Source organism: Pauljensenia sp. UMB10120, assembly GCF_030212035.1.
GTDB lineage: Bacteria > Actinomycetota > Actinomycetes > Actinomycetales > Actinomycetaceae > Pauljensenia > Pauljensenia radingae_A.
The window spans coordinates 125,007-139,576 of the sequence record NZ_JASODH010000001.1; the positions used below are offsets into that span (position 1 = coordinate 125,007).

Here is a 14,570-nt window from a genome sequence, read left to right on the forward strand (position 1 = left end):
CACCGACTGACCCACGGCCGCGCAAGCGGTATACGTCTTATTCGCCGTTCATGGCGGCGTTCGCCTTCTCGTCCGCTGTCTTCATACCCTCAGCGACGGGAACGCGTCCCTGAAAGACCTCGTTAAGGACTTCGGTGTACGCGGCTGACGCGGCCGTGAAGTTGTCGCCTACAGGCGGATCAATGGTGGGCGCACCATCGGCGACAACGTCGAAGAACGGTTGAATGTCGATCCCCTTGTCCTTCCAGAAATCGAAGTAGACCTGCTGCGCCGCTGTGACCGCAGGCAGATTCGTGCCGTTCTTTCCGATATATTCGTTGCCTTCCTGGGAACCGAGCCACTCCAGAACCTCGGCAACAGCCTCGGGGTTCTCACTCTTCGCATTGCCCGCAACGACGATGCCGTTGGTGACAGAGACACGGCCTGCGGGACCCTCCGGCAGAAGCGCTGTCCCCCACTCAAAATCGGCACTTTCCGCAATGGTGGCCAAGTTGTACAGGCCGGACTGGAAGATCGCCATGTTGCCCTGGAGGAACTGGTTACGAGTGAATTCTCCGTCCATGTTCGTATCGGCTGCCGAGGGAGCCACGTGTTCCTTGGTAATCAGGTCGACAACGTACTGCATGGCCTGTGTGGTCCTGGCGTCAGAGAAGGTGAATTGGTCACCGTTCTGGAACGTGCCGCCGTTGGAGCCAATAAAGGGCAGCATGATTGCCTGGAGATCCTGAGCCGCGTTGTAGCCGTACTGGCTGATCGAATCTGCGTTGAAGTCAGCTGAGTCAGCAGTATTGCCGCTGTTATCCTTCGTGAGCTTCTTGAGCAGGTTGATCAGCGTGTCGTCGCCGCCCTGCGGTGACCATTTCGCATTGGCGAGGTCGTCCGGTGTCACGCCAGCTTCATCGAGGAGAGTCTTGTTGTAGTACAGCGCAATTCCAGCGTCCGACAGCTGCGGCACGCCCCACAATGTGTCATCGAGGGTGAAGGCCTTGACAACATTGGCATCCCACTGGTCGCGCGCTTCGGCGCCCAATGCCTCGTCGATATTGACCATGTTGCCGCTCTTGGCGTAGGACGTGTAGGACGAGTTGTTAATCCAGAACAGGTCATCCATCGAGCCGGCAGCGATATCCGTGCGCAACTTGGTGAAGTAGTCGCTCCACGGGACGACGGAAATCTCCACAGCTATGTCAGGATTCTGGTCGTGAAATGCAGCGAGTGATTCTTCGTAGGCGCCGGCGGCCCCCTCGTCCCACAGCCTCAAGGTCACAGTGGTGGCAGCTCCTGAATTCGAAGCGGTCCCCCCGCTTTCGCCGCTTTGACCGGATCCTCCTGAGCTGCAGGCAGCCAGAGCCAATGCCATGCCCAGAACTCCTGCAAGAAGCGGCTTTCGCAGATGTGTCATCGCTTCATCCTTTCGTGTTGTGGTGGGGTCTACTTAAAGCTCGTGATCGCAATGGAATCGACAATACGACGATTGAAGAGCGCAAATATGAGGATCAACGGTGCCATTGCAATCGTGGTGGCAGCCATGACCAGCGTCCAGTTATTGGTGTATTGGGACTGCAGGCTCGAGGTCGCCACGGTGATCACTGCCCAGTCCTGGCCGGTTGTCACAATCAACGGCCACATGAAGTTGTTCCAGTGCGTCACTACCGTGATCAACGCAAGAGTTGCGATAATCGGGCGGGACATAGGCACGACAATCCGAGTCAATACTCGGATAGTTCCAGCACCATCGAGGCGCGCTGCGTCGATCAGGTCCTGAGGAATGGAGCGGAAATACTCACGAAGCAGGAAGATCGCATACGGGGAGCCGAAGACATACGGCAGCACCAATGCCCAGAACGTATTGCGCAGCCCGCTTTGCGCCATCATCAGATACAGCGGAACGATCGTGACGACCTGCGGCACCATGAGCGTAGCCAGATACACCCAGAAGACGGCGTCACGACCAGGAAAACTGATACGCGCGAAAGCATAGGCGGCCATGATGGAAAAAAGAAGTTGGCCCACAAGGACAACTATCACGACGGCGAACGTCACGCCGAAGGCGCGGCTGAAGTCGACCTTCGTTCCACCTGCAAACAGGTTCGTGAAGTTGTCCAGAGTCGGCGGTGCGGGAGGTTCAAGAGGCGACGAGGTAGCGAACTGCCTTGGTGTCTTCAACGACGTCATGACAGACAACGCGAACGGTGCCAGAACCAGAACCGCACCGATGACCAAGATTGCGTAGACAAGGGTGTTCGTCCACACCGCGGCAACGCCACGCTTCCTAGGAGTACTCATAGGTCATCCTCCGGGAAAAGTAGCGATTCTGAATCAGCGTGATTGCCACCAGGATGACGAAGAGAACCAACGCCGTCACCGACGCTCTGCCCAGATCAAAGTTCGTGAACGCCAGGTTGTAGATCCGGTAGGACAGTACCTCTGTCCGCTTGGCCGGGCCGCCCTCGGTCAGCGCGAAAATCTGGTCGAACATTTGGAAGACGGAAATGGTGGACGTAACCAGTACGAAGAACATCGTCGGGCGGATGAGGGGCACCTTGATTGACCAGAAGATGCGCGTGTCGGATGCTCCATCGACGCGCGCTGCCTCAATGATGTCTTCTGGGATCGCAGCCAGACCGGCCATAAAAAACAGGGCGACGTAGCCGGCCTGGGACCAGATGGATACGAATGCGACTGCTGGCAGGGCTAATGTCGGATCGGTCAGCCATTCGACCCGGGTGCCGATCAGTGCGTTCAGGGCACCGCCGGTGGGGGCAAAAATCCACTTCCACACGATGCCCAGAGCCAGTGGCGCACACACCCACGGGATGACGTAGATAACGCGGAACACTCCCGAGCCTGGTAGTCCTTTCACCATGAGAGCAGCCATCAGCAGGCCGAGGAGTGTCTGAATGGGAATTACCAACAGCACCAGGAGTGCAGTGACGATCAGGGAGTTCACCAGGTCAGGTCCGGTAAGGACAGATACCCAGTTGTCGAATCCGACGAATTGGCGCGGTCCGATCAAATCCCAGCGCTGAAAGCTCAGCCAGATCACAATGCCGATGGGTGCCAGAAGGAAAACGAGCACACCGATCAAACTGGGCACCAAGAGCGCATAACCTGTCACGGTTCGACCCAGGCGATTACTACCCACGAGCCGCTCCCTTCCGCACTTCCAGGCTATCTTTCAACGGTACACAATATCCCCGCTCGACGCGCACCTCACGGTGATCACCGTGCTCCGGCAGGGATGACCTCGACGTGACCGTCGCCTTCTTCAAGGCCCATTTCTTCGGCGAGCAGGTTTGCGCGGCGAATCAGTGTTTCAACAATCTGATCTTCCGGCACTGTTTCGACCACTTCACCCTTGATGAAGATCTTGCCTTTCCCGTTGCCGGATGCCACACCCAGGTCGGCTTCGCGTGCTTCACCTGGTCCGTTCACGACGCATCCCATGACGGCGACGCGCAGGGGAACCGTCAAATCCTTCAGCCCCTCAGTCACACTGTTGGCCAGGGAATACACATCGACCTGCGCGCGGCCGCATGACGGGCATGACACGATTTCCAGTGTGCGCTCGCGCAGCCCCATTGACTGCAGAATTTGAATGCCAACCTTGACTTCCTCGACGGGCGGTGCCGACAAGGACACGCGGATCGTGTCACCGATGCCCTCACGCAACAGGGCGCCAAAGGCGGTAGCCGACTTGATGGTGCCCTGGAAGGCCGGTCCAGCTTCCGTGACACCCAAGTGGAGCGGCCAGTCCCCTCGTTCGGACAAGAGCTCATAGGCACGGATCATCGTGACAGGATCGTGGTGCTTGACAGAAATCTTGAAGTCGTGGAAGTCGTATTGCTCAAACAGCGAGGCTTCCCAGACAGCTGATTCAGCCAAAGCTTCAGCGGTTGGGCCGCCGAACTTTTCATACATACGTTTGTCCAGCGAGCCGGCGTTGACACCGATGCGGATCGAGGTCCCGTGTTCTGTAGCAGCCTGAGTGATGGCCTCGATCTGATCGTCGAACCGACGAATATTGCCTGGATTGACACGTACTGCCCCACATCCCGCCTCGATTGCCGCGAACACGTACTTGGGCTGGAAATGGATGTCCGCAATAACAGGGATGGTGGATTGCTGCGCGATTACTTTGAGCGCAGCAGCGTCCTTATCAGTCGGACATGCCACACGCACAATGTCGCACCCAGCTGCAGTCAGCTCCGCGATCTGCTGAAGTGTCGCCCCGATGTCATGCGTCTTCGTGGTGGTCATGGACTGAACAGAAATCGGCGCGCCGCCCCCCACAGGGACTGACCCTACGTGGATGCGACGAGTCTTCTTCCGAGGAAATCCCACATCCGCAGTGGAGGGCATTCCCAATGCAATTGGCTGGCTCATGGGCTCATTATCTCCCGAAGCATGGCAGTTGGCAGCGATTAACGACGATCTCACAGGGGCAACGTGACAGGGACAACAATGTCGGCAATCACCAGCACAATCGTCATAACCACCAGAATCAGCATCACAGCGTAGGTCACCGGCAACATACGCGCCGTATCAACCGGTCCGGGATCTGGACGATTGCGAAGGCGCGCCCACATGCGACGGGTCCCCTCGAACAGGGCGCCTGCGATGTGGCCGCCGTCCAGCGGTAGCAGCGGAATCAGATTGAACACGAACAACGCCATATTCAGTGAAGCAAGCAGCATCAGCAGCGTTCCGGCAGCACCGGCAAAATCCGTTCCACCTGATTGTGCGTCGTGCGCTGCGCTGGAGGAAATTTCAGCCGCGACGCGACCCACCCCCACAACAGACATGACAGAGTCCTCGCCACGGTCCTTGCCCGTGAAAAGCGACTCCACGACATTCCACACTGCCACAGGGAGCTTGACCACAATTGCCGCTGTGCCGATACCCATCTGTGCCCACACACTGCCCACGGTTGAAACCTGAGCTGAGCGTCGCTCCACCCCGGCAACAATTCCGGTGATATACGAGCCATCAGACACCTGGTGGGCCGTCACGGTCATCGTCTGCTCCACGCCGTCGCGTTCAATTGTCACGGCGGTGGGTTCAGATCCTGTGTGCGCGATCGCGCCGACCAGATCATCCCACTGGTGAACCGACGTGTCACCCCAGGAACGCACCGTGTCGCCTGCGCGGATGCCGGCCTGATAGGCAGGGCCCGGGAATTCTTCCCCGTCGCGCAACGTGATGGTCTGTGGCGCGTCCGCCAGTGTCAGGGATGCGGTCGGAATGCCAATTCCCATCAGTGCCACTGCCGTCAGAACAGCACTGATCAGCAGGTTCATAACCGGTCCGCCCATCATGACAGTGATCTTCTGCGGCACGGACAGCTGATAAAACGGAATGCCGGTTGCATCCTCGTCAATCATTTCCTCGGCGGACTGGCGACGTGCCTGTTCGGCCAAAGTAAGCTTCGAGCCGCGGTGCGTGCGTGTGCCAGGCCGCGCGGGAGGCAGCATGCCCAGGATGCGCACGTAGCCTCCCAGCAGAATCCACCGAATCACGTAGCGCGTACCGCGCCAGGTGCGTTGAGCGATTACCGGTCCGAAACCAACGGAATACTCACTGACGGCAGCTCCAAAGCGTTTGGCTGGCACCATGTGACCGATCTCGTGCAAGGCAACCGAAAGCAGAAGCCCAATGATGACGACGATAATGCCAACGGCTCCCGCCACTAGTGGTCCCCTCGTTCAGATCCCAGACCCGCTACGGCACGGGCACGGTCAGCAGCCCACCGTTCGGCCTCATGGATATCATCCAGTGTTGGATCGCTGACGCCCTCGTGCGCGTCAAGGACAGCCCCAACAGTGTCCACAATGTCGAGCCACCGCACCTGGCCGCGCAAGAATGCATCGACCATGACTTCATTGGCGGCGTTTAATACGGCCGGGTGCGTCGGTGAAGCGGCCACGGCCTGGCGAGCCAGGTCAAGAGCGGGGAACGTATCAGAATCAACGGGTTCAAAGGTCCACGACTGCGATGCTGACCACGTCAGCGGCTGGGCGATGTCGCCTAGCCTTTCCGGGTACGACAGTGCCCAGCCGATCGGCAGGCGCATATCAGGCGGACTGGCCTGAGCAATGGTGGCGCCATCACGCCACGTCACCATCGAGTGCACGATCGACTGTGGGTGAACGACGGGAATAATGCTTTCAGGCGCTATATCGAAGAGCAGATGCGCCTCAATCAGCTCCAGCCCCTTGTTCATCAAGGTTGATGAGTTAATCGTTACCACCGGCCCCATTGCCCACGTCGGGTGAGCCAGAGCCTGCTGCGCGGTGACGTGTGCCAGTTCAGCGCGGGTGCACCCGCGGAATGGGCCTCCTGAGGCGGTGAGCACCAGTTCGGCAACTTCGCTTCGGCCGGTCACTCGCGGCGCCGTTAGACCCTTCTCATGGATCCCCGAGCTGAGGGCCTGTGCGATCGCGCAATGCTCCGAGTCGACGGGAATGATCTGCCCGGGGCGCTGCATTGCTTTCCGGACGAGGGAGCCACCGACAACGAGGGACTCTTTGTTAGCCAGTGCCAACGTGGATCCGGCGGTCAGCGCGGCCAGTGTGGATTCCAGGCCGGCTTGGCCCGTGATCCCGTTGAGGACTGTGGCCTTGGGGTAAGCTCCGGCAAGCTGTGCGACGGCGTCGGCGCCCTCGGCAATGTCTGGACGCGCAGTACCCATCTCGTCCAAGGCAGCGGCAAGCTGGTGTGCTACGGGCTGGGCGAGGGCGACGCGTTCGGGGCGAAAATACCTGATTTGACGGGCGAACAGGTCAATGTTGCTGCCACCTGCTGCCAGCGCGCGCACCCGGAACGCCTCTTCGTGGCGTTCGATGACATCAAGGGCCTGCGTGCCGATCGACCCGGTGGACCCGAGGATTACGACATCGCGCACAAAAGGATCGGTGTGCATCAGTTGACAGCGAGGAGGATCTCAACGGCGCGCCCCAGGTAGGCATCCACAGGCCCTTCAGAATAGGCCTTCGTGCCTTTTGCATCACGGAACGTTGCCAGGCGTACGTCCTCGACAGTGACTTCACCGCGGTCATCGAAGTAGTCAGCCAAGCGGTCCAGAAGATCATCCACTTCCTGTGCGTTGTAGCCTCGGCCGGATGCAGGATGGGAGAAGCGCTCCCCTCGTGGGCGAAGCATGCGGGGGTACAGAGTCGTTGCACGGTCTGCCACGCGTTCATACCAAGCGGATTCGCCGTTGACGGCAATATGGTCGGCACGGTCACGCTGAATGAACGCATCTTCCAGACGGCTCATCGCAGCATCCACTGCTTCACACGCGTATCCGCCGCGTTTGAGCAGGAAGGTCGCCTGGCGGACTTGCTCGGCGCTGAATTGTTCTGCAGGAACACCGCCCTCGTAAGCACTGCGCGCTTCGGTGAAGAATTCGTCAACGAGCTTCGGGTCGTAACCGCGCTTGAAGACACTCACTTTCGGAAAAGAGTCACTCATTCTCACTCCTGCGTTCGATGTGAACCGGGACGGGCCGCTTCTTACGAGATGAGCTTACCTTCTCGACGGCGGTTGCGAGTTGACCACACGCCCCATCAATGTCGGATCCACGTGTATCACGTATCGTGGTCGAAATCCCTGCACGACGTAACGTGTCAACAAATTCATTTTGGGCGGATTGTGTCGATGCCGTCCAGATGGACCCGGGCGTGGGGTTAAGCGGAATGGGATTGACATGGGCCCACGTGCGCCCTCGTTTATTGAGCTCATCAGCGAGGAGCTGCGCGCGCCACGGCTGATCGTTCATATCGCGAATCAACGCGTATTCGATTGACACGCGCCTGCCGGTCGCCATGAAATACCGCCTCGCAGCATCCAGGAGTTCACCGACCTTCCAGCGTGAATTAATCGGAATGAGGTCATCGCGCAGGTCATCGTCGGGTGCATGCAGGGACACTGCCAGTGTCACCGGGATTCCCAAGCCTGACAGCTTGTCGATCGCAGGAACCAGGCCGACAGTTGAGACGGTGATGTTACGGGCGGACATGCCGAATCCCTCAGGCACATCGCGCACGAGTCGGTGCAGCGTGCCCACCAGGTGACGCCAGTTGGCAAGCGGCTCCCCCATCCCCATGAAAACGACGTTAGTCAGGTGTGTCGGCCCATCACCAATGTCGCCTCGGGCACATGCCAAGCGGGCGACGCGCACCTGTTCGACCATCTCACCGGTGGATAGGTTGCGTGTCAGCCCCATCTGCCCGGTCGCGCAGAACGGGCACGCCATCCCGCAGCCGGCCTGAGAAGACAGGCACAGCGTCGTGCGGTGAGGGTAGCGCATGAGAACCGATTCGACGCGGGCGCCGTCGAAAAGCTCCCACAGAGTCTTAATCGTCTGGCCCTTGTCAGCGTGCTGCGCTGTGACTTCCGTCAGGAGCTTCGGGAAGAGTTCCTCCCCCAGCTTCGGACGCAGTGATGCAGGAAGATCCGTCATCTGCGCAGTGTCACCGAGCATGTGCTCAAAATAGTGGCGCGACAGCTGATCGGCTCTGAACGCAGGAATACCAACCGCTGCCACAGCTTCCTTACGTTCAGCAAGGTCCAGGTCAACGAGGTGACGCGGCGCCTTGCCGCGACGGCGCGCGGTGAAAGACAGGACCGGCTTGGCATCAGGATGCGTCGCGCCTTCCGGTGCCTGATCGGTGGGGCGTACTTCTCGGGTGCTCATAGCAGTGTCCCCGGCAATGCATAGCTGACAATGAACGTGAAGACCGGGGCGCACATCAGCACTGAATCGAGGCGATCCATCATTCCGCCGTGGCCTGGCAGGATACCCGACATATCCTTCAGTCCCACGTCGCGTTTGAGCATGGATTCGGTCAGATCACCCACGGTGGCAGCCACAGCAATGAGCGGACCCACAACCAGACCCCACCACCAGCGTCCGCCGAGAGGCACAATGAAACACGCTGCCACAGCCATACACATGGCGACCGAACCAATAAAACCTTCCCACGACTTCTTGGGAGAGATGCGCGGAGCCATCGGGTGACGGCCGACGAGAACACCGCAGGCCCAGCCGCCCAGATCGTTCGAGCAGGTCACCGCCAGGTACATCACCAGAACCCAGCGCCAAGACTGACCCGAGATCATTGTGGCAACGAATGAGGCAAAGAACGGTACGTATACGGCGATAAAAGCCGTGTAGACGAGGTCTCGTCCGTGCGGGCGGTCACCGTCGGGGTCGAGCAGACGCCATGCGCTGGCGATGGCAACAGTCAGAGCCAGAATTCCGGCGCTTACTCCAATCCCGCCCTGGCGGGCGCAGACGATCATCGCAACAGCACCGACATACAGGGGTGCAGTCGGGACGATAATGCCGTCACGGCGCACAGCAGCGGCCAGTTCCCAGATGGCGACCAAGGACATCACGCATACGACTGCGGTGACGGCCCACCGGCCAATAGCGACAGCTACGCCGACAATCGTGATGAGGACGATTGCCGTCGCGATCGCAGCTGGAAGGTTACGTCCGGCGCGTCCGGACACTGACAGAGGTTTGTGATCCTGGGTGGGCCCTGGACGAAAAACCTGTGTGATGATGGTGCGTGTCGAGGCGTGTGCCATCAGATCGTCAGCAGTTCGCTTTCCTTCGATTCGAGAAGCTCGTCGATCTGGCTGACGTGTTCGCGGGTCGTGTTTTCCAAAGACTTTTCCGCGCGTTCGATCTCGTCTTCCCCAGCGTCTCCGTCTTTCTTCATCTTGTTGAGCTGATCCATGGCCTTGCGTCGCACAGCGCGCACGGACACGCGAGCTTCTTCAGCCTTGGTCTTAGCCTGCTTGACATAGTCGCGGCGACGCTCCTCGGTGAGCGATGGCAGCACCACACGGATGACGTTGCCGTCGTCCGAGGGGTTGACACCCAGGTCAGATTCGCGGATAGCGCGCATGATCTCTGCGGTCGAATTGCGATCATAAGGAGAGATCAGGACGGTGCGCGCCTCGGGAATCTGAAACGAGGCCAGCTGTTGCATCGGTGTGGGTGCGCCGTAATAGTCCACCATGATCTGCTGGAACATGCCGACGTTGGCGCGTCCAGTGCGAATATTGCCGAAGTCTTCCTTCGCCACTTCGATGGCGCTGTCCATTTTGTCTTCTGCTTCGAGCAGAACATCATCAATCACGTTTACTCCTCGTCATCTGAAGGTGTTGCAGTCACTAGCGTACCGATTGATTCGCCCATCAGTGCCTTAGTGATGTTTCCTGGTTCGGACATTCCAAACACGCGCATGGTCAGTCCGTTGTCACGACTCAGAGCAAATGCGGCAGCATCTACAACTTTCAAGCCGCGAGCCAGTGCATCCGAGTATGTCAGAAAATCGAAGCGACGGGCATTCGGATTGGAACGCGGGTCGTCATCGTAAACACCGTCGACCCCATTCTTCGCGACGAGCAGTTCGTCGCAGTGGGTTTCCAGTGCGCGCTGAGCGGAGACAGTGTCGGTCGAAAAGTACGGCATTCCGGCACCAGCACCGAAGACGACCACGCGGCCCTTTTCCATGTGACGAATGGCGCGCAGCGGAATATAGGGCTCAGCGACCTGTTGCATGGAGATGGCGGTCTGCACACGACTGGCGACGCCAGCCTGTTCGATGAAGTCTTGCAATGCCAGGGCATTCATGACAGTACCGAGCATCCCCATATAGTCGGCGCGTGCACGGTCCAGTCCAGAGCGTGACAATTCGGCACCTCGGAAGAAGTTGCCCCCGCCCACCACAATGGCGACCTGGATGCCCTGGTGAACTGCCTGCGCGACCTGTTCGGCAATCTGTCTGACGACGGTAGGGTCGAGACCTACTTTGCCACCGCCGAATGCTTCTCCTGACAGTTTCAGTAATACTCGGCGCTGAGACATCGCCATGCACTCTCCTTATTGTGATGATGGCCCCGTCCGTGTGGGCGGGGCCATCATGGCTACTGTTTAGGCTCCGACGTGGAGACGAACGAAGTCGGTCAGAGTTGCGCCGGCTTCCTTGAGAACCTGTCCAACGGTCTTGGAGGGGTCACGAGCGTACTCCTGGTCAACCAGGCAGTTGTCCTTGAAGTATGCGTTCAGGCGGCCTTCAACGATCTTGGGAACGATGTTCTCAGGCTTGCCTTCCTGCAGCGTGATCTTCTCGAGAGTCGAGCGCTCCTGTGCCAGTACATCGGCCGGAACGTGGTCGCGGTCAAGGTACGTCGGCTGGTAGGCAGCGATGTGCATAGCAACGTCGTGTGCAATCTCGCGGCCAGCTTCGTCAGTGGAGACGAGAACGCCGACCTGCGCAGGTAGGTCAGGGCTGGTCTGGTGCAGGTACAGGGTGACCAGTTCGCCTTCGAGACGGACGATACGGCGAATCTCAAGCTTTTCGCCGATCACGGCGCCCATCGTGTTGAGCGCATCCTGCACGGTTCCTTCCTCATGGGAAGCAGCCAAAAGATCCTCGAGGGTGGCTGCGCCGGAGTTGACTGCCGATTCGAGAACCGAATGGGCGAAGTCAATGAACTTCTGGTTCTTGGCAACGAAGTCGGTCTCAGAGTTGACCTCAACCAGGATGCCGGCCTTGTCATCGACAACGGTGCCGACAAGCAGTCCAGCCGAGGCAACACGGTCTTCGCGCTTGGACAGGGACTTGAGGCCCTTGAGTCGGATGATTTCAAGAGCTTTGGCCTGGTCGCCGTCAGCTTCGGTCAGTGCCTTCTTGACGTCCATCATGCCTGCGCCGGTCTGTTCACGCAGAGCCTTGACGTCAGCAGCGGTGAAATTCGCCATTGCTGTCAGTCCTTTCGCAAAAAGTGTAGTGGTCTGCTGAAGCTCTCACTGAGCGTCAGCTGAGGTTTCTTTCTCGGATGCTTCTTCTGACGCGGGTGCGGCTTTTTCGGCCTTTTCTTCAGCCTTGTCGTCGGCCTTTTCTTCAGCCTTGTCCTTGGTTGCTTCTTCAGCAGGCTTGTTGCCCTCAAGCAGCTCGCGTTCCCATTCTGCCAGCGGTTCGGACTGTTCGCCCTCGGTGCTGTCGTCAGCTTCAGCATCCTTCTGGCGGCGCGAGTTGCGTGCGAGGAGGCCTTCGGCTGCTGCATCAGCAATTACGCGGGTCAGCAGGGACACGGCGCGGATCGCATCATCGTTACCGGGGATGCGGTAGTCGACCTCGTCAGGATCAGCGTTGGTGTCGAGGATGGCAACGATCGGGATGTTGAGCTTCTGAGCCTCTGCCACTGCCAGGTGCTCCTTCGTGGGATCAACGATCCACAGCGCTGACGGCAGGGAGGACATGTCGCGGATACCACCAAGGGTACGGGCAAGCTTGTCCTTTTCGCGGCTCATCATGAGCAGCTCGCGCTTGGTGTGTCCGGAGGATGCGACATCCTCGAAATCGATCTGCTCGAGTTCCTTCAGACGCTGCAGGCGCTTGGAAACGGTGGAGAAGTTGGTCAGCATACCGCCGAGCCAACGGTGGTTGACATACGGCATGCCAACACGTGAGGCCTGCTCTGCAATAGCTTCCTGGCCCTGCTTCTTCGTGCCGACGAACAAAATGTTGCCTCCATGAGCAACGGTTTCCTTCACGAAGTCGTATGCAATGTCGATGTCAGCGATTGTCTGCTGAAGGTCAATGATGTAGATGCCGTTGCGTTCCGTGAGGATGAAGCGCTTCATCTTCGGGTTCCAGCGACGGGTCTGATGGCCAAAGTGAACGCCAGATTCCAACAGCTGGCGCATGGTGACGACTGCCATGATCGTCCTTTCTGCGCAATGCGCAGGTCGGGGCACGCAGATGCGTACCGGTTCTCGGTTGTTATCGGCATTATGCCGACCCTGGTGCCATGACCGGATGCCGCCCCGTAGGGACCGTGGCATCCGCGCCCCACCCTCGTCAATTTTCGTGTGAAAACTCGAGTGCGGAAATGACACGCGAAGTCGCCCGCTGATGCGGACGCTCCCCACATTGTAGTCCACGTGGTGGGCATCTCCACCTTCCGGAACTGTGAAGCCCGTCCCTAAACGTCCGTTTCAAAACGTGTCCACAGGTAGATGCGTCGCGTCAACGTGTCCACAGGAGCGCGGCAAGCGATTGCGTGCAAAGCACAGGTAGGTGACAGTGTCGGCATGAGAGTAAGAGGTCAAAGCGCGGGTCGGGTGCTATGCATGCTCGCAGGGGCGCTATCCGTATCGGTCGCCGCATGGGCGGGTGCAGCGCAGCCACTGAGCGATGCGCGCGAGCCGTGGTTATGGCCCAGTGGAGATCCTGTGCCGGTCGCACGCGCTTTCGACGACCTAAAGCACAATTGGCTGCCGGGACATCGAGGGGTCGATCTGGATGTGCTGGTCGGCTCACCGGTTTACGCGCCAGCGGACGGCACAGTTGTGGTGGCAGGCGTCATTGTCGATCGGCCGGTGGTCTCTGTGTCGCACGGATCGGTGCGTTCAACGTTCGAGCCGGTTGAAGCCACGGTAACGCCCGGCGATGAGGTTCGCAAGGGTGATGTGATCGGCCATGTTGCCAGTGGCCACTCCCCCGGCGCTTTGCATTGGGGCGTGAAGTCTGGCCCCCGGACCTACCATGACCCGCTCAGATTCCTCGTTGGACCGATTGTCTTGAAGCCGTGGGAGTGACGCTAGGGGTCACGCACGCGGATGTGCCTGACGGTAGATCGCCGACAGACGCGCAGCATCGACATGCGTGTAGCGCTGCGTGGTCTGCAATGATGAGTGCCCCAGGATTTCCTGAACAACGCGCAGGTCGGCGCCGCCTTCAAGAAGATGCGTGGCGGCGCTGTGGCGCAACGCGTGCGGCGCGACGTCCCGCACACCTGCCCTGGCTGCCAGTCGATGCAGGCGAGCTCGAACAACACGCGGGTCGATACGTTTGCCGTGCTCACCCAAAAATGCGGCGTTCGTTGTCACGCGCGCATCGACGAGGGCGACGCGACCACGGTCCAACCACATATGCAGTGCCTGAGCTGCCGGATCGCCCAGGGGAACAACGCGTTCCTTGTTGCCCTTGCCGAGTACTCTCAGGCATTGCCGGTCGAATGCGAAGGACCCCAGATCCAAACCGCATAGCTCGGAGACGCGTATGCCGGTCGAATAGAGGGTTTCCACCATTGCCCAGTCACGGATATGGACCGGATCGCCGTCGCGCGCTTCCTGACGTGCATAGTCCATGAGTGCGCGCGCCGCCTGAATGTCGAGGACATGTGGTAGGCGCTGGTCACGCGAAGGTGCGGTGACGAGAAGGGCGGGGTCTGCGCTCAGATGCCCGTGATGGTGCGCCCAGCTGGTGAATCCGCGGATGGAGGCGATGCGTCGAGCCAGGGTCGCCCGACTCATCCCATCATTGGCCATGTGGGCGAGCCACTGACGAATCGAGCTGGTGGTCACTGCCTGGTCCAGTGTGGTGCCGTTTGCGATGCGCTGGTCCAGAAAATCTGCAAACTCATTCAGGTCAGTTCGATAGGCGCGCGCAGTGTTGGCTGACAGGCCACGCGAGTGCGCGAGCTCATCAATCCACACGTCGATGAGCTCCCGTACCGGTTGTGTCCTAGCATCACTCACGCGC

The 14,570-nt window shown here is 59.4% G+C and carries 15 protein-coding genes; 1 reads left to right on the top strand and 14 read right to left on the bottom strand.

Annotated features, from left to right (window positions below):
- Window positions 1–37 precede the first annotated feature (37 nt).
- The 13 genes from QP093_RS00545 to rpsB all read right to left on the bottom strand — a co-directional run bounded on the left by QP093_RS00545 (window position 38) and on the right by rpsB (window position 12,745).
- A complete protein-coding gene (locus QP093_RS00545) occupies window positions 38–1,402 on the bottom strand; it encodes an ABC transporter substrate-binding protein (RefSeq protein WP_285014069.1) in 1,365 nt (454 codons plus the stop codon).
- Window positions 1,403–1,431: 29 nt separating this feature from the next.
- The gene (locus QP093_RS00550) at window positions 1,432–2,286 is read right to left on the bottom strand and encodes a carbohydrate ABC transporter permease (RefSeq protein WP_058236730.1); all 855 of its coding nucleotides are present in this window, start codon (window positions 2,284–2,286) and stop codon (window positions 1,432–1,434) included.
- The gene (locus tag QP093_RS00555; protein WP_285014070.1) at window positions 2,273–3,145 is read right to left on the bottom strand and encodes a carbohydrate ABC transporter permease; all 873 of its coding nucleotides are present in this window, start codon (window positions 3,143–3,145) and stop codon (window positions 2,273–2,275) included. The genes QP093_RS00550 and QP093_RS00555 overlap by 14 nt, the downstream gene beginning before the upstream one ends.
- A 77-nt stretch (window positions 3,146–3,222) precedes the next feature.
- Window positions 3,223–4,386, bottom strand: a complete 1,164-nt coding sequence (gene ispG / locus QP093_RS00560) for a flavodoxin-dependent (E)-4-hydroxy-3-methylbut-2-enyl-diphosphate synthase (RefSeq protein WP_070727237.1) — start codon at window positions 4,384–4,386, stop codon at window positions 3,223–3,225.
- Between the two features lie 50 nt (window positions 4,387–4,436).
- On the bottom strand, window positions 4,437–5,690 hold the full coding sequence (locus QP093_RS00565; protein WP_285014071.1) for a M50 family metallopeptidase: 1,254 nt from the start codon (window positions 5,688–5,690) through the stop codon (window positions 4,437–4,439).
- Window positions 5,690–6,922: a 1-deoxy-D-xylulose-5-phosphate reductoisomerase gene (dxr, locus tag QP093_RS00570; RefSeq protein WP_285014072.1), complete on the bottom strand. Its 1,233-nt coding sequence runs from the start codon at window positions 6,920–6,922 to the stop codon at window positions 5,690–5,692. Before dxr ends, QP093_RS00565 begins: the two co-directional genes overlap by 1 nt.
- Complete coding sequence (locus QP093_RS00575; protein ID WP_058236726.1) at window positions 6,922–7,473, bottom strand: DivIVA domain-containing protein; 552 nt, start codon at window positions 7,471–7,473, stop codon at window positions 6,922–6,924. The genes dxr and QP093_RS00575 overlap by 1 nt, the downstream gene beginning before the upstream one ends.
- Window positions 7,466–8,698, bottom strand: coding sequence for a dual-specificity RNA methyltransferase RlmN (rlmN, locus tag QP093_RS00580; RefSeq protein ID WP_285014073.1), 1,233 nt, complete (start codon window positions 8,696–8,698; stop codon window positions 7,466–7,468). The genes QP093_RS00575 and rlmN overlap by 8 nt, the downstream gene beginning before the upstream one ends.
- Window positions 8,695–9,597: a phosphatidate cytidylyltransferase gene (locus tag QP093_RS00585; protein WP_058236724.1), complete on the bottom strand. Its 903-nt coding sequence runs from the start codon at window positions 9,595–9,597 to the stop codon at window positions 8,695–8,697. The genes rlmN and QP093_RS00585 overlap by 4 nt, the downstream gene beginning before the upstream one ends.
- Window positions 9,597–10,154, bottom strand: coding sequence for a ribosome recycling factor (gene frr / locus QP093_RS00590; RefSeq protein WP_058236723.1), 558 nt, complete (start codon window positions 10,152–10,154; stop codon window positions 9,597–9,599). The genes QP093_RS00585 and frr overlap by 1 nt, the downstream gene beginning before the upstream one ends.
- A 2-nt stretch (window positions 10,155–10,156) precedes the next feature.
- A complete protein-coding gene (gene pyrH / locus QP093_RS00595; RefSeq protein ID WP_371935764.1) occupies window positions 10,157–10,891 on the bottom strand; it encodes a UMP kinase in 735 nt (244 codons plus the stop codon).
- Window positions 10,892–10,951: 60 nt separating this feature from the next.
- The gene (gene tsf, locus QP093_RS00600; protein ID WP_058236722.1) at window positions 10,952–11,782 is read right to left on the bottom strand and encodes a translation elongation factor Ts; all 831 of its coding nucleotides are present in this window, start codon (window positions 11,780–11,782) and stop codon (window positions 10,952–10,954) included.
- Between the two features lie 45 nt (window positions 11,783–11,827).
- Entirely contained in the window at window positions 11,828–12,745 is a 918-nt protein-coding gene (rpsB, locus tag QP093_RS00605) for a 30S ribosomal protein S2 (RefSeq protein WP_058236721.1), read from the bottom strand.
- Between the two features lie 372 nt (window positions 12,746–13,117).
- Here rpsB and QP093_RS00610 point away from each other — a divergent pair, with 372 nt between their 5' ends.
- Entirely contained in the window at window positions 13,118–13,624 is a 507-nt protein-coding gene (locus tag QP093_RS00610; RefSeq protein WP_074026184.1) for a M23 family metallopeptidase, read from the top strand.
- Window positions 13,625–13,633: 9 nt separating this feature from the next.
- Here the strand turns inward: QP093_RS00610 and QP093_RS00615 are convergent, their stop codons facing one another.
- Window positions 13,634–14,566: a tyrosine recombinase XerC gene (locus QP093_RS00615; protein ID WP_058236720.1), complete on the bottom strand. Its 933-nt coding sequence runs from the start codon at window positions 14,564–14,566 to the stop codon at window positions 13,634–13,636.
- Window positions 14,567–14,570: the final 4 nt, after the last annotated feature.